The sequence below is a fragment of the Oerskovia paurometabola genome, from assembly GCF_016907365.1.
Taxonomy (GTDB): domain Bacteria; phylum Actinomycetota; class Actinomycetes; order Actinomycetales; family Cellulomonadaceae; genus Oerskovia; species Oerskovia paurometabola.
This window is the reverse complement of record NZ_JAFBBV010000001.1, coordinates 2,020,481-2,038,864: the sequence shown is the minus strand read 5'-3', so window position 1 is coordinate 2,038,864 and position 18,384 is coordinate 2,020,481. Positions and strand designations below refer to the sequence as shown.

The following is an 18,384-nucleotide window of genomic DNA, read 5'->3' as shown; positions in this document are numbered from 1 at the left end:
GACGGCGCGTGACGCCGTCGGGCCCTTCGTGGCAGTGCTGCGGTACGCCCCTCAGGCGCGCGGGTCTCCCCCGCGCCGCTCGGGCCACGGGCTGTCGGCCGGGCGCAGGGCGGACCAGCCGGTCGCGCGCGCGGCGGCGGCCGCCAGGATCCCGACGACGGCCGACGGGTTGTGCAGGTCCCCCGCCAGGACCGCGGACACGGCCTCGTCGAGCGGCACCCAGCGCAGCTCCATGCCCAGCTCCTCGGCCTCACGCTCGTGGCGCTCGGCCTCGGGGACCTGCGACAGGTCACGCGCGAGGAAGACCCGCAGGGCCTCGTTGCTGCCGCCCGGCGACGTGTAGTAGTCCGCCAGGACGTCCCAGCGCGCAGCGCGCAGGTCCGCCTCCTCGAGCAGCTCCCGGGCGGCCGCGGCCTGCGCGTCCTCCCCGTCCACGTCGAGCAGACCGGCCGGCGGCTCCCACAGCTCGCGCCGCACCGGGTGCCGGTACTGGTGCAGCAGCAGGACCCGTTCGTCCTCGTCGAGCACGACGATCGCGACCGCACCGGGGTGGTCGACGAACTCGCGCGTCACGACGCCACCCTCGCCCAGGTCCACGGACTCCGAGCGCAGGTCGAAGATGCGGCCCGCGTGCAGGACACGCTCCTCGCTGACGTCCCGGGCCACCGGGACGTCAGCGAGCGGGCGGACGCTCACGTCAGGCCGTCCGAGCCTCGAGCGCCGCCGCGACCAGGCCCGCGAACAACGGGTGGGCACGCGTCGGGCGGCTCTTGAACTCGGGGTGCGCCTGCGTGCTCACGTAGTACGGGTGCACGTCGGCCGGGAGCTCGACGAACTCGACGAGCGACGAGTCGGGCGAGGTGCCCGAGATGACCAGGCCGGCCTCCTCGAGGCGCGCACGGTAGGCGTTGTTGACCTCGTAGCGGTGACGGTGACGCTCCGTGACCGACTCGGAACCGTAGGTCTTGGCGACCACGGAACCAGGACGCAGCGCGGCCTCGTACGAGCCCAGACGCATGGTGCCGCCCAGGTCGCCCCCACCGTCGACGATCGCGAGCTGCTCCTCCATCGTGGCCACGACGGGGTTCTTGCTCTCCGGGTCGAACTCGCTCGACGACGCGTCCTCGATGCCCAGCACGTTGCGCGCGTACTCGATGACCATCGACTGCAGGCCCAGGCAGATGCCGAGCGTCGGGACCTTGTTCTCGCGGGCCCAGCGCAGGGCGCCGAGCTTGCCCTCGATACCGCGCACGCCGAAGCCGCCCGGGACCAGGATCGCGTCGGCCCCGCCGAGCGCGTCCTCGGCACCCTCGGGCGTCTGGCAGTCGTCCGAGGGGACCCAGCGGATGGTCACCTTCGCGTCGTTGGCGAAGCCACCCGCACGCAGCGCCTCGGTCACGGACAGGTAGGCGTCCGGCAGGTCGATGTACTTGCCGACGAGCGCGACCTCGACCTGGTGCTCGGGCTGGTGCACGCGCTCGAGGAGCTGCGACCACCCGTCCCAGTCCACGTCGCGGAACGCCAGGCCCAGACGGCGCACGACGTACGCGTCGAGGCCCTCCGAGTGCAGCACGCGCGGGATGTCGTAGATGCTCGGCGCGTCGATCGCGTTGACCACGGCCTCGTTGTCCACGTCGCACATGAGCGCGATCTTGCGCTTCACGGGCTCGGGGACCACGCGGTCCGCGCGCAGCACGATCGCGTCGGGCTGGATGCCGATCGAGCGCAGCGCGGCGACCGAGTGCTGCGTCGGCTTGGTCTTGAGCTCGCCCGACGGGCCGATGTACGGCACCAGGGAGACGTGCAGGAAGAAGACGTCGTCACGGCCGAGCTCGTGCCGGACCTGACGGGCGGCCTCGAGGAAGGGCTGGGACTCGATGTCGCCGACCGTGCCGCCGATCTCCGTGATGATCACGTCGACGCCCTCGCCCGCCTGGGCGCGCATGCGCGACTTGATCTCGTCGGTGATGTGCGGGATGACCTGCACCGTGTCGCCGAGGTACTCGCCGCGACGCTCCTTGGCGATGACCTGCGAGTAGACCTGGCCCGTCGTCACGTTGGACGAGGCCGGGAGCTCCACGTCGAGGAATCGCTCGTAGTGCCCGATGTCGAGGTCCGTCTCGGCGCCGTCCTCGGTCACGAAGACCTCGCCGTGCTGGAACGGGTTCATGGTGCCGGGGTCGACGTTGAGGTAAGGGTCGAGCTTCTGCATCGTGACGCTCAGGCCACGGGATCGGAGCAAGCGACCCAGGCTCGAAGCCGTCAGCCCCTTACCGAGAGAGGAGGCCACGCCGCCGGTCACGAAGATGTGCCGGGTGCTGTGGTCCGAGCGGCCGCCGGTGAGGGCGTGGGGTCTGTTCAGGTGATCTGCCACGGAACTCCATCCTAACAGTGACTCGTCGGGGCCGCTCCGGATCCGGGGGTCCGCGACCGTGGGATGACTCTCAGTCGGGCTGTTCGCCCTCCAGTCTGCGCCCGGCGGGCGGGTACCGCCCAGCCCGTCAGGCGTCCGGGCTCGCGTCGGCGGGTGCAGTGCCCCGCCCGCGCCGCACCAGCCCGACGACGGACGACCGGTCCGCGACGAACGCCAGCCCGACCACGACGAGAGCCGCCAGGACGGCAACCCCGACGCCGACGGCGAGCGCCGCCGCGACGTGCGCGTCGTCGGGCAGGAGGACCGCGCTGAGGCCCCGTCCTGCCGTACTGCCGAGCGCCACGCCCAGGATCACGACGGCGACAGTGCGCGGCACGTGGGCCACCGCCTCCGGGCCGGCGTGCCGACGCACCGCGAGCAGGAGCAGAAGGCCCGCGACCGTCATGCCCACCGCGGTCGCGAGGCCGAGGAGCGCCAGCACCCTCACCTGGTCGCCCTCCCCGAGCGCCGCGGGGCCCACGACCGCCAGCACGGCGACGACCACCCAGCCGGTCGCGGTCGCCACGACGGCCGCGCGCTGACGGTCCAGGACGTAGAGAGCGCGCGACAGGTGCAGGATCAGGGCGAAGCCCATGATGCCCGGCGCCATGGTGGCCGTGGCCACGCCCAGGCCCTCGACCGACGAGCCGGTGACGACGTCGAAGACCGACTCGACCGCGGCCGAGGCCGCCACGAGCGCCGCCGCGCCCACCCCGGACACCAGGAGCAGGGTGCGCGTCGTCGACGCCAGCAGCCCGTCGAAGAGCTCGCGGCTGCCCTGGGCGACGTGCTCGGCCAGGCGAGGGAACGCGCTCGTCGCGAGCGGGAACGCGAGCACCGCGTACGGCAGCAGGTAGACCTGCTGCGCGTAGAAGTACGTCGGGAAGGTCGCCTCGGGCCCGGAGGTGTTCGCCGCGTACATCGCCGCGAGCACAGAGACCTGCTGCGCGACGAGCGCCCCGACCCCGGCGAACGCGAGGTTGCGGGCGCGGACGCCCTCACCGCCGGGAAAGCGCAGGGTCGGGCGCAGCCGGGTGCCGGTGCGCGCGACGGGCAGGACGAGAGGCAGGGCCAGCGCCGCGACCCCGAGCGTCGTCCCCCAGCCCAGCCATGCGATCGCGCTCGACGACAGCGCCGCCACGTCGTTCTGGTCCCCGTCCGCCATGCCCGCGAACACCAGGTACACCCCGATGACCACGAGGCTCGAGACGAGCGGTGCGAAGGCCTGCCAGAAGAAGCGCTTGTGGGCCTGGAGGATCCCGCCGAGGATCACGGCGAACCCGTACATCGGGATCTGCAGCGCGAAGACGCGCACGAAGAGCGCCGTGACGTCGACCAGATCGGGGTGCTTGCCCATCAGCACGTACGCGATGGGGTACGCCAGCGCAGCGAGGAGGGCGCCCAGCGGGACCAGGACCAGGAGGGTCCAGCCGAGCAGCGCGGACGCGATCTTCGAGACGTCGACGCGGGCACCTCGCGCGATGGGCCCGGCGAGCAGCGGGACGACCGCGCCCGCGAGCGCACCGCCCGCCGCGACCTCGAACAGGACGTTGGGCAGGATGTTGGCCGACGTGTACGCCGTCCCGATGCCCTCGGTGCCGACCGCCGACGCCATGACCAGCGACCGGGCGAAGCCGACCAGCCGGCTCGCGATCGTCACGACCGTGATCATGAGCGCCGCGCCCGCGAGCGTCTGCGTGCCCGCACGCAGCCGGGAGCCGCGTGCGGGTCGTGGCGCGGGCGCGGTCTCCGGGCCCGGCGTCACGTCCTCGCTCAAGCCGGTGCGTCCTGTCCGGACGGCGACGGGTCGGTGGTCGTCGCGGTGCTGGCGGGGATGGCGGTGGTGGACGCCCCGGTGGTGGACGCCGGACGGCGGCCCCACTGGTCCACGCGGCGCAGCACCTGGTTGCCGTCGATGACCTTCGAGAAGCTGACCTTCTCGCTCGCCACGTTGAGGCCCAGGATGCCGGCGAGCGCGAGCAGGCGCACCGGCCGTGGCGCACCGAACGCGATCTGCGTGCCGACCAGAGCGCCGAGCGCGTTCGCGCCCCCGTCGCCGAGCATGTCGCGCTCGCCCAGGTCGCCGGGAGCGGCTGCGGCCGCCGCACCGAGCACCGCGCCCGACGTCGCTCCTACGGGCGTGGCCGCGAGCGGGACCGCCAGGGCGGCGCCCGCCTTGAGCGCGCGCCCGGGACGCAGGTCGAGAAGGTTGAAGAGGTTGGCGCTGAGCGCGACGATCGAGCCGTTGACCGCGACGTCCGTCAGGTACCCGAGGGCCGAGCCGGTCCGGCGCGTACCGACGAAAGCCGCCGTGAGCGACGTCGTCCCGATCCCCAGGACCTTGAGGCCCCCCGTGGTCACTCGCCCCTCGAGCAGCGCACCGACGTGCCCCTTGATGCCCTTGGTCCGGGTCGAGGCGTCCTCGGCGAGGTCGTCGACCAGCCCGAACGCGCCGCCTCCCGCGGTCGCCAGTGCGGCCGCGGTGCGGGTGCGGGCGTCGGGTCCTGCGACGAGAGCCCCTGCCACGAGACCCGCGGCGACCGCCGGGCCCTCGAGCAGGCTGATGGGCTCCCCACGGTGGTTGGTCCGGGTCCAGCGTTCGTCCCCGCCGGGCGGGGTGGCGTCGAGGTACGCGCGGGCGGTCGCCGTGGCCGCGGCCGAGGTGAGTGCGGCGCCGACGGCGCGCAGGAAGGTGCCCACTGGTCTCAGCCCTCCGTCTGCTCGCCGGTCGTGCCGGTGTCGCCTGTCGTGCCGGTGTCGCCGGTGTCGGTGGCCGTGCCCGGGGCGCCGAGGGGCGCGCGGTCGACGGGCGGGAGCTGGACGGCCGGCGGGATGACCGCCGTCGCGCCCTCCTCGAAGCCGAACTGACCGACCTTGTCGCCCAGGCGTGCCGCGAGAGCCAGCGGGACCGAGATCTGACCGGCAGGCTCTTCGATACCGCTGACCGTGGAGAGGACCGCCGCGAGGTCGGCGTCGGCCGTGATGGTCGAGATCAGGTCGCCCGGCACGGGGGTCGAGCCCGCGACGAGCGAGCCCTCGGACCGCGCCTGCGCTGCCTGGGCGAGCAGGACCTCGATGTCGACCGCGTAGGCCTTGGCCTCGTCGACGGAGGCTTCCTCCGTCGTGCCGGCCGCAGGGACGGCCTTCGGCTGGGGTTCCAGGAGAAGGATGACGTCGGCGGGTACGTCCTGCTGCTGCACGACCTCGAGGAGCTCTGCCTCGGCCAGCTTCTGCTCGATCAGCACGGCCTCCGAGGTGCGGGCCTCGGGGGCGGCGAGCTGCTTCGCGCTGAGCGACGTGGCGAGCGCGGCAGCCAGCTTCTCGTCGGTCCCGGCGTCCTCGACACCGGACACGAGGTTGGTCACCTCGGTCGCGACGGTCTTGCGCGCGTCCGTCTGGTCCTTCGACGTCCAGGCATCGTGGAGCCGGACGTGCCCGACGACGCTCGCGCCGGCGCTCTCCAGCTGCTTCTGCACGGCCTCGTAGCGGTCGCCGTCGACCTTGCCGAGGTCGACCACGGCGACCCGGCGGTCCTGGAGGGAGCCGGCGACGAGCTGGGGGCCGGCCGCGCCGATGAACTCCTCGTTGTCGGCGGCCTCGAGGTTCGTGGCGTCGAGCTGGTCGCGCAGCTCGTTGCGCTCGAGCCGCAGCTGCTCGACCTGTCCCGTGAGCTGGTCACCGATCGCACCCTGGAGCGGACCTGCGCCCAGGATGATCCCGACCGCCAGCGCCAGGAAGACCGAGATCAACGAGACGATGTGGTACCTGAAGTCGATCACTGTGCTGTTGCGTCCTTCGTGTCCGTACGGGGCGACGTGCGATCGGTGCGCGTCAGGGAGATGAGGTCGATCGTCCGGCGGCTCATGCGCCCCCGAACAGTGCGCCGATCCACGAGACGAAGTCGTCGAACCGGGCGCCGATGATGCCGAAGACCGTCTGTCCGGCGGCGGTGGACCACATCGCCATGATCACGGCGAAGAGCCCCGCGAGGGACAGCAGCGTGAGCTGCAGGTTCGAGATCCGGTGCTGGTAGAGGCGCGAGACGCCCTTGGCGTCGACGAGCTTGCCGCCCACGCGCAGGCGCGTGAGGAACGTGGAGGCCATGCCCGAGCGGCCCTTGTCGAGGAACTCCACGAGCGTCGCGTGCGTGCCGACGGCGACGATGAGCTCTGCTCCCTTGTCGTCGGCCATGAGCATCGCGATGTCCTCGCTCGTGCCCGTCGCCGGGAAGACCACCGGCTCGACGCCGAGCGCCTGGACCCGTTCGAGCCCCGGAGCCTTGCCGTCACGGTAGGCGTGCACCACGATCTCGGCACCGCACGAGAGCGCGCGGTCCGAGACCGAGTCCATGTCGCCCACGATCATGTCGGGCTTCCAGCCGGCGTCGAGGATCGCGTCGGCGCCGCCGTCGACCCCGATGAGCAGGGGACGGTACTCCTTGATGTAGGGGCGCAGCGTCGCGAGGTCCTCGCGGTAGTAGTAGCCGCGCACGACGATGAGCACCTGCCGGCCCTCGATGTCGGTACGGATGTCCGGGACGCCCACGCCGTCGAGCAGGAGCTCCCGCTCGCGCCGCATGTAGTCCATGGTGTTCTCGGCAAAGCGCTCGATCTCCTCGGACAGCCCTGCACGGGCCTCGTCGAGGCTCACCGCGATCGTCTCGGAGGTCTGCCGCACGCCCTCGGCGAGCAGGTCCTCGCCCGCGTAGACCTTGCCGTCCTCGAGGCGCAGCTCGCGACCGTCCGAGATGCTCATGATGCCGCTGCCGAGGTCGTCGATCAGGATGATCCCGGCGTCGACCAGGATCTCCGGACCGAGGTTCGGGTAGCGGCCCGAGATCGACTTCGCGGCGTTGAGCACCGCGAGGGGCTTGGCGGTGACGAGGGCGTCGGCCGCGACCCGGTCGATGTCGAGGTGGTCGATGACCGCGACGTCACCGGGCTTGAGCCGCTTGGTGAGTGCCTTGGTGCGGGCATCGACGCGGGCGGGACCGCTGGTTCCCGGTTCCGCCACGTCGGACGTAGTTCTGCGCAGAGTGATTCTCATCGCCGCTATCGTCCCACGACCGAGGACTCGAGCAGTTCGAGCGCGTGCTGGCGGGCGGCGTCGGACTCCTCCTGCCCCGAGAGCATGCGCGCCAGCTCGCGGACGCGGTCCTCACCCGTGACCTCGTGCACGCCCGTGACCGTGACCGGGTCGACACCGTCCGAGCCACCAGGCGACTTGGTGACCACGAGCTGGGAGTCGGCGAACGCGGCGACCTGCGCGAGGTGCGTCACGACGATCACCTGGGCAGTGCGGGCCAGGGACGCGAGGCGTCTGCCCACCTCGACGGCCGCCCGGCCGCCGACGCCCGCGTCGACCTCGTCGAAGACGAACGTGGGCAGCGGTGCGGCGTCGTCGGTGCCCGCGTCCGCGCCCGACGTGGCCAGCGCCACCTCGATCGCGAGCATCACGCGGGACAGCTCACCGCCCGAGGCGCCCTTGCCGAGCGGGCGCGGCGGGGAGCCGGGGTGCGGGACGAGCGAGAGCGTCACGACGTCGGCGCCCCACGGGCCGGGCTCGTCGGCGGGGGTCACGTCGACCACGAGGCTCGAACCGGTCATGGCGAGCCCCGCGAGCTCGTCCGTCACGGCGCGCGCGAGGCGCTCCCCCGTCGCGGTGCGTGCGGCGGTGATCCGGGCGCCGAGACCGGACAGCGTCGCGGTGAGCTCGTCGGCCCGCTCGGTCATCGAGCGCAGGCGCTCGCCGCCGTCGTCGAGGTCCAGCAGTCGCAGCCCGGCGTCGCTGGCCCAGGCCAGGACGTCGTCGATCGTCTCGCCGTAGGTGCGGGTGAGCCCGCCCAGGGCGGCCAGGCGCGTGTGCGCCTGCTCGAGGCCCCCGGGGTCTGCCTGGAGGTCCTCGACGTAGCCCGAGACCTCGGTCGCGATGTCGGCGAGCGCGTAGCCGACGCCCGCGATGCGCTCGACGAGCCCGGCCAGGCTCGGGTCGAGGTGGCTCGCGGTCTCGAGCGCACGCCGGGCGCGCTCGACGGCCGACGTCGCGTCGCCGGGCGCGTCCGTCCCGTCGAGGGCGTCGTCACCCACGATCGCGTCGTGGGCCGCCTGGGCTCCCAGGCGCAGCTCCTCGGCGTTCCCGAGGCGCGCGACGAGCGACGTCAGCTCGGTGTCCTCGCCGGGCTGCGGGTCGACCCGCTCGATCTCGGTGAGGCCGATGCGCAGGAGCTCCGCCTCGCGCGCACGCTCCTGGGCGCGGGCCGTGAGGTCGGCGATCTCCTCGAGCAGGCCGGTGCGCTCGGCCCACGCCGCCCGGTACTCGTCGAGCAGCTCGGCGTGCGCGCGCCCCGCGAACGCGTCGAGCGCGACGCGCTGGTGGCTCGGGGTGCGCAGGCGCAGCTGGTCGGCCTGCCCGTGGACGGTGACGAGGTCGTCGGCGATCTCCGCGAGCACGCCCTGGGGAACGCTGCGGCCGCCCAGGTGCGCGCGCGAGCGCCCCTCGGCCGCGACGGTGCGCAGGACGACGACCGTCCCGTCGTCGTCGACGCTCCCGCCGGCCTCGTCGATGCGCTGCCCGACGGCGTCGCGCCCGCTCACTCGCAGGCGCCCCTCGACCACGGCACCGGTCGCGCCGGGGCGGACCGACGACGGGTCGGCCTTGCCGCCCATGAGGAGGCCCAGGCCGGTCAGGACCATGGTCTTGCCGGCGCCGGTCTCGCCCGTGATGACGGTCAGTCCGGGGTGGAGGGGGACGCGCGCGGAGCGGATGACGCCGAGGTTCTCGATCGAGATCTCTTCGAGCACGGTCAGTCCTCCTTCGGGTCGGGAGCGGTGGGACGCGGGCTGCCCAGCCGTGCGGCGTCGACGGCGTCGGCTGCGGCCTGGCGGGCGACGCGGACAGCGTCCGCGGCGTCCTCGGCGACGCGGCCGCGCCAACCGACCACCGGCAGCGAGAACTTGGAGACGAGCCGGTCCGTGAAGGGAGCCGTGGAGAGCCTGGCCAGGAGGATCGGTGAGTCCCCGCGCGAGACCTCGACGCGGGCGCCTGCCGGCAGGTCGATGCGGCGACGACCGTCGCACGTGAGCACCGCGGCGCCCGAGCGTTGCAGCAGCTCGAGAGCGAACGTCGAGCGTGGGCCGACGACGAGCGGGCGCGCGAACAGGGCGTGCGCCGCGAGCGGGACGAGCAGCATCGCGTCGACGTCGGGCCACACGACCGGTCCCCCGGCCGAGAACGCGTGCGCCGTCGAGCCGGTCGCGGTCGACATGACCACGCCGTCGCAGCCGAACGACGACAGCGGCCGGCCGTCGACCCCGATCGCGACCTCGATCATGCGTTCGCGGGACGCCTTCTCGACCGTCGCCTCGTTGAGCGCCCAGCCGATCCGTGGCTCGTCCTCGCCGGGCAGCGTGACGCGGACCTCGAGCACCCCGCGCTCCTCGACCACGTAGTCGCGGGCGGCGAGGCGCTGGACGGCGGCGGGCAGGCCCTCACGCTCGGCCTCGGCGAGGAAGCCCACGTGGCCGAGGTTCACTCCGAGCAGCGGGACCCCCGTGCCGTGCGTGAGCTCGGCGGCACGCAGGATCGTCCCGTCACCACCGAGGACCATGACGACCTCGGACTCCGCGACGCCCTCCCTCGTGCGCAGCTGGGCCATGTGGTCGCCGAACGTCTCGGCGAGGTCGTCGTCGTGCAGCCCGACCTCGAAGCCCGCGTCCTGGAGCTCCTTGACCGCCTCGTGCAGCGCGACGACCGCCTCGGGCCGTCCACCGTGCGTGACGATCAGCACTCTCCTGGTCACAGGGCTCCTCCGGTCGGTCGTGGGTCCACGGCGGTGCCGCGGTCCTGGGTGGGCGCGCCGTCGTCGGGCACCGGTTGCGAGTCTGTCAGGTCCGCGCGCCCGCGCGCGTCCGGCGGCGACGTGACATGGGCGACGCTCCCGCCGACCAGTGCCACGACGGGGACGGTCGTCACGGTCGAGGCCACCGCGGCCTCGACCGCGCGCTCGAGCGCCGGCACGTCGGGCGGCGCGGGTGCGTCCGTCGCGCGCAACCACACGAAGAACTCGCGGTTGCCGCTGGGCCCGGGCAGCGGGCTGGGGACCACGCCGACGGGCCGGAGCCCCAGCGCGGCTGCGTCGAGGGCCACGTCGAGCACCGCGTGGGCGTGCAGGGTCCGGTCGCGGACCACTCCCCCGGTGCCGAGGCGCTCGCGTCCGACCTCGAACTGCGGCTTGACCATGAGCAGCAGGTGCGTGCCGGGAGCCACGACCGCGGCGACGGGCGGCAGGACCAGGCGCAGCGAGATGAACGACAGGTCGGCCACGACGACGTCCGGGGTCTCGTCGAGGTCACCGGGGGCGAGATCGCGGACGTTGAAGCCCTCACGGACCACGACGCGCGGGTCCTCGCGCAGGGCGGGCACGAGCTGGTCGTGCCCGACGTCGACCGCCACGACCCGCCGCGCACCACGGCGCAGCAGGACGTCGGTGAAGCCGCCCGTCGAGGCGCCCAGGTCGAGGCACGACGCGTCCGCGACCCGTGGGGCGCTGCCCGGGGCCGCGGCGGTGATCGCGTCGAGCGCTCCGGCGAGCTTGAACGCGGCCCGGGAGGCGTAGCCCGGGTCCGTGGGGTCCAGCTCGACGGTGATCGACTGCGCCTGCGTCACGGTGAGCGAGGGCTTGGCGACGGTCCGGCCGTCGATCGTGACGCGTCCGGCGGCGACGAGGTCGGCGGCCTGGCGCCGTGACCGGGCGAGGCCGCGGCGGACGAGCTCGGCGTCGACGCGTGTGCCCACGCTCAGTCCTCCGCGTCCGCGAGGCGCGCCTGCAGGGCCTCGTGGATCGCGTCGAACACCGCGACGTGGTGGGTCAGGGGTGCCTCGGCCAGCTCGTCGAGCCGGCCGAGCGCCGCCGCGACCGCGTCGTCGCCCGGGTCGTTGCCCGACGCCGTCGCACCGGTCCGCACGTCCCCGGGGGTGGGGACGGGGGTTGAGGTGGGAACGCCGTCGTCGACGGTGTCCTGCGCCATGCGTGTACCTCCAGTCCGTGTCCAGGGTGCGGTGCGTCGCACCGACACGGCGGGCGCCGCCACGAGGGGCGCGCGTCGCCGCACCGGTGCAACGCTACCGGTCGGGACAGGATCTCAGCGGCTACCGACAGCCAGCTCGGGCACGGTGTCGGCGTCGACCGTGCCGCCCGTGTCGACCGTCGACCAGGCCGCGCCGCACGCGGCACGGATCAGGTCGACGCCCTCGGGGCCGGTCAGCTCGAGCGAGCCGTCCGTGACGCGCGCGGCGGAGTCGCCGCACGTCCACCAGCCCTCGCCGCCCTGGGTGGGCGCGGCGTGCGGCTCGAGGAGGCTCAGGAGGTCCGCACCGATGTAGTGCGGGCGCAGCCCAGGCTCGGCGAGGACCGCGTCGCGGCCCCCGTTGACACCCGTCAGGACGTGCAGGCCCGGGTAGCCGCCCGAGCGGGCGCCCGCGAGGTCGGTGTCCAGGCGGTCACCCACGACGAGCGGTGAGGACGCCCCCGCCCGCTCGATCGCGAGCCGGTACATCGTCGGCGAGGGCTTGCCCGCGCTCGACGGCTCGACCCCCGTCGCAGCCTGGACGGCACGCACGAGCGAGCCGTTGCCCGGCGCGAAGCCCCGGGCCGTGGGCAGCGACAGGTCGAGGTTGCTCGCGACGTGCCAAGCACCCCGCTGGACCGCGTAGGCGGCCTCGGCGAGCTGGGCCCAGCCGAGCTCGGGGGCGAACCCCTGCGCGACCGCGACCGGCTCCTCGTCAGCGCTCTCGACGATCACGAAGCCCGCGTCGTGCACGGCCGTGAACAGGCCCGCACCACCGACCACCAGGACACGGGCGCCCGGCTCCAGGCGAGTCCGCAGGAGCGCGGCCGCTGCTTGTGCGGCGGTCATGACCTCGTCGGACGACGTGGGGATGTCGAGCTCGGTGAGCTGCGAGGCCACCGACTGCGGCTCGCGCGACGCGTTGTTCGTCACGAACACGAGGCGCATGCCCGCGGCACGAGCTCCCCCGAGGCCGGTCGCGGCGTTCGGGATGGGCTCGTGCCCGCGGTAGGCGACACCGTCGAGGTCGACGAGGGCCAGGTCGTAGCGTTCCGCGAGCGGGACGTCGCTCGAGATCAGCCCCAGGCTCACTTGGTCTCCTCGTCGCTCTCCACGCCCGACGCCGCAGCGTCCTTCTCGTCCGCGGGCTCGTCCGTCGACGTCGCGGCCGAGTCGTCGGTCTCGTCGTCGCTGTCCGCCTCGTCGTCGATCTCGACGGCGTCCTCGGTCAGGTCGTAGACGACGACGTCCTCGTCGAGGGACGTGCCGAGGGCAGCGGCCAGCGCACGGGGGTCGACGTCCGCGAGGATCGCAGCCGCTTCCTCGGTGCGGCCTGCGGCCTCCAGGACGCTGGCCTTGGCCTGCAGCACACGAAGGGCGAGATCACCCGTGGCGTCGGCCGCGGGGATCTGGTCGAGCACCGCGAGTGCGGCCTCGAACTCGCCGAGGTCGACGCGCGCACCGCTCACGACGAGAGCGAGCTCCGTACGACCCGTGGCGTCGAGGGTGCTCGCCTCCTCCGAGGCGGCCAGGGCGATCGCCCGCTCGGGGCGCTCCAGCCCGCGCTCGCAGTCCGCCATGATCGGCAGGTGCTCCGACGATCCGTTGAGACGACGCACGGTGCGCAGCTCGCGCAGCGCCTCGGCATACCGGCCCGTCTGGTAGGCCGTCAGCCCTGCGGCCTCACGGACCACGTCGACGCGGCCGGCGCGGCGCACCGCAGCCTGGGCGTGCTCGTAAGCCAGCTCGGGGTCGGTGTCGATCAGCTTGCCGGCCATGACGAGGTGGCGCCCGACGACCGTCGCGTTCTCCTTGCTCAGCGTCCGCAGACGACCGCGCACGTCGCGATCGAGGTCCGAGAACTGCACGGCCTCGTCGATCTCAGGGCCAGCGTGACGCTGGTCCTGCGGCGGACGCGACTGGCGCTCGCCCTGGTCTCCTGCACGCTGCGGGCGGTCGCCGTAGCTCTTGCGCTCACCGGAGCCCGAGGACTGCGGGCGGTCACCGTAGGAACGGCGCTCGCCAGGGCCCGAGGACTGGGGGCGGTCGCCGTAGGAGCGGCGCTCGCCAGGGCCCGAGGACTGGGGGCGGTCGCCGTAGGAGCGGCGCTCGCCGCCACCGTGGGACCCGCCACCAGACTGCGGACGGTCACCGTAGCTCTTGCGCTCGCCGGAGCCCGAGGACTGGGGGCGGTCGCCGTAGGAGCGGCGCTCGCCGCCACCGTAGGACCCGCCACCGGACTGGGGGCGGTCGCCGTAGCTCTTGCGCTCGCCGCCGCCGGACTGCGGACGGTCACCATAGGAGCGGCGCTCGCCAGAGCCCGAGGACTGGGGGCGGTCGCCGTAGGAGCGGCGCTCGCCGCCACCGTGGGACCCGCCACCAGACTGCGGACGGTCACCGTAGCTCTTGCGCTCACCGGAACCCGAGGACTGCGGGCGGTCACCGTAGGAACGGCGTTCGCCGCCACCGTAGGACCCACCACCGGACTGGGGGCGGTCGCCGTAGGAGCGGCGTTCGCCACCGCCGGACTGCGGGCCGTCACCGTAGGAACGGCGTTCGCCGCCACCGTAGGACCCACCACCAGACTGCGGACGGTCACCATAGGAGCGGCGCTCGCCGGAGCCCGAGGACTGGGGGCGGTCACCATAGGAACGGCGCTCGCCGCCACCGTAAGACCCGCCACCAGACTGCGGACGGTCACCGTAGGAACGGCGCTCGCCGCCACCGTAAGACCCGCCACCAGACTGCGGACGGTCACCGTAGGAACGGCGCTCGCCGCCACCGTAAGACCCGCCACCAGACTGCGGACGGTCACCGTAGGAACGGCGCTCGCCGGAGCCCGAGGACTGGGGGCGGTCACCATAGGAGCGACGCTCGCCGCCACCGTAAGACCCGCCACCAGACTGCGGACGGTCACCGTAGCTCTTGCGCTCGCCACCGCCGGACTGCGGACGGTCACCGTAGGAACGGCGCTCGCCAGAGCCCGAAGACTGCGGACGGTCACCGTAGCTCTTGCGCTCACCGGAACCCGAGGACTGCGGACGGTCACCGTACGAACGGCGCTCGCCGCCACCGTAGGACCCGCCACCGGACTGAGGGCGGTCACCGTAAGAGCGACGCTCGCCGGAGCCCGAGGACTGGGGGCGGTCACCGTAGGAACGGCGCTCGCCGGAGTCCTGGCGGCGGTCGCCGCCGGCGCGCGGGGGCTTGCTCGAGCTTCCGTCGCGACGGGGCGCTCCCTGACCACGGCCCTGAGAGCCGGAGGAACGACCGGTGTCGCCGGACCGCCCTGCCCCGGAAGACCTACGGTCGCGGTCGTCGGCGTGACGTTCTGGGCTGTCGTTCACAGCGGTGTCCCTTCGATATGCACTGACGTTCATCATCCCACGAGCAGGGTCGTGGGGGCTTGCCCGGTAGGTCACAGGCACGCCAAAGGCCCACCCCGTGAGGGGTGGGCCTTTGGTGAATGGTTGTCCGGCGGCGACCTACTCTCCCACCCCGTCTCCAGGGCAGTACCATCGGCGCTGAGAGGCTTAGCTTCCGGGTTCGGAATGGGACCGGGCGTTTCCCTCTCGCTATGACCGCCGTAACTCTATGGAGATGTTCGGGGCCCCCGGTTACGTGGGGGTGTGCCCGTATCTCGGGAACCGCACAGTGGACGCGTAGCACAAGTTTGTGTGTTATCAAGTTGTCGGCTTATTAGTACCGGTCAGCTTCAGCAGTCTTTAGTCCTGCCTTACACATCCGGCCTATCTACCCAGTGGTCTAGCTGGGAGCCTCTCCCCCTTGCGGGGATGGAAACCTCATCTTGAAGCAGGCTTCCCGCTTAGATGCTTTCAGCGGTTATCCCTTCCGAACGTAGCTAACCAGCCGTGCTCCTGGCGGAACAACTGGCACACCAGAGGTTCGTCCGTCCCGGTCCTCTCGTACTAGGGACAGCCCTTCTCAAGCTTCCTGCGCGCGCAGCGGATAGGGACCGAACTGTCTCACGACGTTCTAAACCCAGCTCGCGTACCGCTTTAATGGGCGAACAGCCCAACCCTTGGGACCTACTCCAGCCCCAGGATGCGACGAGCCGACATCGAGGTGCCAAACCATGCCGTCGATATGGACTCTTGGGCAAGATCAGCCTGTTATCCCCGGGGTACCTTTTATCCGTTGAGCGACGGCGCTTCCACAAGCCACCGCCGGATCACTAGTTCCGACTTTCGTCCCTGCTCGACCTGTCAGTCTCACAGTCAAGCTCCCTTGTGCACTTGCACTCGACACCTGATTGCCAACCAGGCTGAGGGAACCTTTGAGCGCCTCCGTTACATTTTAGGAGGCAACCGCCCCAGTTAAACTACCCACCAGGCACTGTCCCTGATCCGGATTACGGACCGAGGTTAGATATCCAGAGCGACCAGAGTGGTATTTCAACGTTGACTCCACACACACTGGCGTGCATGCTTCACAGTCTCCCACCTATCCTACACAAGCCGCACCGAACACCAATACCAAGCTATAGTAAAGGTCCCGGGGTCTTTCCGTCCTGCTGCGCGTAACGAGCATCTTTACTCGTAGTGCAATTTCGCCGAGTTCGCGGTTGAGACAGCGGAGAAGTCGTTACGCCATTCGTGCAGGTCGGAACTTACCCGACAAGGAATTTCGCTACCTTAGGATGGTTATAGTTACCACCGCCGTTTACTGGGGCTTAAATTCTGAGCTTCGCTCCGAAGAGCTGACCCGTCCTCTTAACCTTCCAGCACCGGGCAGGCGTCAGTCCGTATACATCGTCTTGCGACTTCGCACGGACCTGTGTTTTTAGTAAACAGTCGCTTCTCCCTGGTCTCTGCGGCCGTCAACGCTCGGGAAGCTAGTTCCGTCACGCATCGGGCCCCCCTTCTCCCGAAGTTACGGGGGCATTTTGCCGAGTTCCTTAACCACGATTCTCTCGATCGCCTTAGTATTCTCTACCTGACCACCTGAGTCGGTTTAGGGTACGGGCGGCTAGAACCTCGCGCCGAGGCTTTTCTTGGCAGCATAGGATCACCCAATTCGCGCATACGCGCTATCTATCAGTTCTCAGGCTATGTGAACAGCGGATTTGCCTACTGTTCGCCCTACAACCTTGGACACGGTCAACCATCGCCGTGCTGGGCTACCTTCCTGCGTCACCCCTGTTAATACGCTTACCTAGTACCGGTTCGGGTCGCGCGCCGCTCCAGCGGTGTCTCCCGAAGGAGACGATGCTGGTTAAGGGCGCTTAGCATCACCGGGTTCGGTATGGGCGGTTCTTCGCCGGTAGGAGAATATCAACTCCTTGTCCATCGACTACGCCTGTCGGCCTCGCCTTAGGTCCCGACTTACCCAGGGCGGATTAGCCTGGCCCTGGAACCCTTGGTCATTCGGCGGACGGGTTTCTCACCCGTCTTTCGCTACTCATGCCTGCATTCTCACTCGTGTAGGCTCCACCGCTGGGTTACCCCGCGACTTCACTGCCCACACGACGCTCCCCTACCCATCCACACGCCTGGACCACGAAGGCCTAGCGTTTGTGTGAATGCCACAGCTTCGGCGGTGTACTTGAGCCCCGCTACATTGTCGGCGCGGAATCACTTGACCAGTGAGCTATTACGCACTCTTTCAAGGGTGGCTGCTTCTAAGCCAACCTCCTGGTTGTCTGTGCAACTCCACATCCTTTCCCACTTAGCACACGCTTAGGGGCCTTAGCTGGTGGTCTGGGCTGTTTCCCTCTCGACTACGGAGCTTATCCCCCGCAGTCTCACTCCCGCGCTCTCACTTACCGGCATTCGGAGTTTGGCTGACGTCAGTAACCTTGTAGGGCCCATCGGCCATCCAGTAGCTCTACCTCCGGCAAGAAACACGCGAGGCTGCACCTAAATGCATTTCGGGGAGAACCAGCTATCACGAAGTTTGATTGGCCTTTCACCCCTAACCACAGGTCATCCCCCAGGTTTTCAACCCTGGTGGGTTCGGTCCTCCACGTAGTCTTACCCACGCTTCAACCTGCCCATGGCTAGATCACTTCGCTTCGGGTCTAGACCCAGCGACTCATTCGCCCTATTCAGACTCGCTTTCGCTACGGCTTCCCCACACGGGTTAACCTTGCCACTGAGCACTAACTCGCAGGCTCATTCTTCAAAAGGCACGCTGTCACCCCTGCTAGGGAGGCTCCAACGGATTGTAGGCACACGGTTTCAGGTACTATTTCACTCCCCTCCCGGGGTACTTTTCACCTTTCCCTCACGGTACTGGTCCGCTATCGGTCACTAGGTAGTATTTAGGCTTAGCAAGTGGTCTTGCCGGATTCACACGGGATTTCTCGGGCCCCGTGCTACTTGGGATCCCCTTCGGGAGGCCGCGTCATTTCGTCTACGGGGGTCGCACCCTCTGTGCCGGGCCTTTCAATGCCCTTCGACTATAACGCGGCTTTCTGACTCCCTGACCGGGTACCAGCCCGGTCTGAAAGGTCCCACAACCCCGCCCATGCAACGCCTGGTAGCTATCACACATGAACGGTTTGGCCTGTTCCGCTTTCGCTCGCCACTACTCACGGAATATCTCTTCCTGTCGGTACTGAGATGTTTCACTTCCCGACGTTCCCTCCACACACCCTATATATTCAGGTGCGGGTCACTGGACATGACTCCAGCGGGGTTTCCCCATTCGGAGATCCTCGGATCACGGTTCGTTTGCCAACTCCCCGAGGCTTATCGCAGGCTACAACGTCCTTCATCGGCTCCTAGTGCCAAGGCATCCACCCTGTGCCCTTAAAAACTTGACAACAAAAAATTGCAGAGAACAAAGATAAATCTTTGATCTTACAAAGATGCTCGCGTCCACTGTGCAGTTCTCAAGCTACGGACGATCCCACCCGCTCCCACGGCCTACCAACACAACCGG

The 18,384-nt window shown here is 70.3% G+C and carries 12 protein-coding genes and 2 rRNA genes; all 14 read right to left on the bottom strand.

Translation table 11 applies throughout. The annotated features are described in order from the left end of the window. Positions 1–51: 51 nt before the first annotated feature. Positions 52–696 (bottom strand): NUDIX domain-containing protein, encoded by a 645-nt coding sequence (locus JOD48_RS09125; RefSeq protein ID WP_204808661.1) that lies wholly within the window; start codon positions 694–696, stop codon positions 52–54. A gap of 1 nt (position 697) precedes the next feature. Next, positions 698–2,374 carry a CTP synthase gene (pyrG, locus tag JOD48_RS09120; RefSeq protein WP_307824065.1) on the bottom strand — a complete coding sequence of 559 codons (1,677 nt, stop codon included), beginning with the start codon at positions 2,372–2,374 and terminating at the stop codon, positions 698–700. A gap of 127 nt (positions 2,375–2,501) precedes the next feature. Beyond that, positions 2,502–4,190: a murein biosynthesis integral membrane protein MurJ gene (murJ, locus tag JOD48_RS09115; protein WP_239527370.1), complete on the bottom strand. Its 1,689-nt coding sequence runs from the start codon at positions 4,188–4,190 to the stop codon at positions 2,502–2,504. Further along, positions 4,187–5,113: a hypothetical protein gene (locus tag JOD48_RS09110; protein WP_307824064.1), complete on the bottom strand. Its 927-nt coding sequence runs from the start codon at positions 5,111–5,113 to the stop codon at positions 4,187–4,189. Before JOD48_RS09110 ends, murJ begins: the two co-directional genes overlap by 4 nt. 5 nt (positions 5,114–5,118) lie before the next feature. Further along, positions 5,119–6,192: a copper transporter gene (locus JOD48_RS09105; RefSeq protein ID WP_204808659.1), complete on the bottom strand. Its 1,074-nt coding sequence runs from the start codon at positions 6,190–6,192 to the stop codon at positions 5,119–5,121. Between the two features lie 82 nt (positions 6,193–6,274). Beyond that, positions 6,275–7,459, bottom strand: a complete 1,185-nt coding sequence (gene steA / locus JOD48_RS09100; protein WP_204808657.1) for a putative cytokinetic ring protein SteA — start codon at positions 7,457–7,459, stop codon at positions 6,275–6,277. 5 nt (positions 7,460–7,464) lie between these two features. Beyond that, a complete protein-coding gene (recN, locus tag JOD48_RS09095; RefSeq protein ID WP_204808654.1) occupies positions 7,465–9,213 on the bottom strand; it encodes a DNA repair protein RecN in 1,749 nt (582 codons plus the stop codon). A 2-nt stretch (positions 9,214–9,215) separates the two neighbouring features. After that, positions 9,216–10,211 carry an NAD kinase gene (locus tag JOD48_RS09090; protein ID WP_191791391.1) on the bottom strand — a complete coding sequence of 332 codons (996 nt, stop codon included), beginning with the start codon at positions 10,209–10,211 and terminating at the stop codon, positions 9,216–9,218. Further along, positions 10,208–11,206: a TlyA family RNA methyltransferase gene (locus JOD48_RS09085; RefSeq protein WP_204808652.1), complete on the bottom strand. Its 999-nt coding sequence runs from the start codon at positions 11,204–11,206 to the stop codon at positions 10,208–10,210. Before JOD48_RS09085 ends, JOD48_RS09090 begins: the two co-directional genes overlap by 4 nt. 2 nt (positions 11,207–11,208) lie before the next feature. Then, positions 11,209–11,439: a hypothetical protein gene (locus JOD48_RS09080; protein WP_204810703.1), complete on the bottom strand. Its 231-nt coding sequence runs from the start codon at positions 11,437–11,439 to the stop codon at positions 11,209–11,211. 114 nt (positions 11,440–11,553) lie between these two features. Next, entirely contained in the window at positions 11,554–12,570 is a 1,017-nt protein-coding gene (locus JOD48_RS09075) for an HAD-IIA family hydrolase (RefSeq protein WP_191791393.1), read from the bottom strand. Then, complete coding sequence (locus JOD48_RS09070) at positions 12,567–13,346, bottom strand: tetratricopeptide repeat protein (protein ID WP_307824063.1); 780 nt, start codon at positions 13,344–13,346, stop codon at positions 12,567–12,569. Before JOD48_RS09070 ends, JOD48_RS09075 begins: the two co-directional genes overlap by 4 nt. A gap of 1,604 nt (positions 13,347–14,950) precedes the next feature. Continuing rightward, positions 14,951–15,067, bottom strand: a 5S ribosomal RNA gene (rrf, locus tag JOD48_RS09065). Positions 15,068–15,157: 90 nt separating this feature from the next. After that, a 23S ribosomal RNA gene (locus JOD48_RS09060) occupies positions 15,158–18,265 on the bottom strand. Positions 18,266–18,384 lie beyond the last annotated feature (119 nt).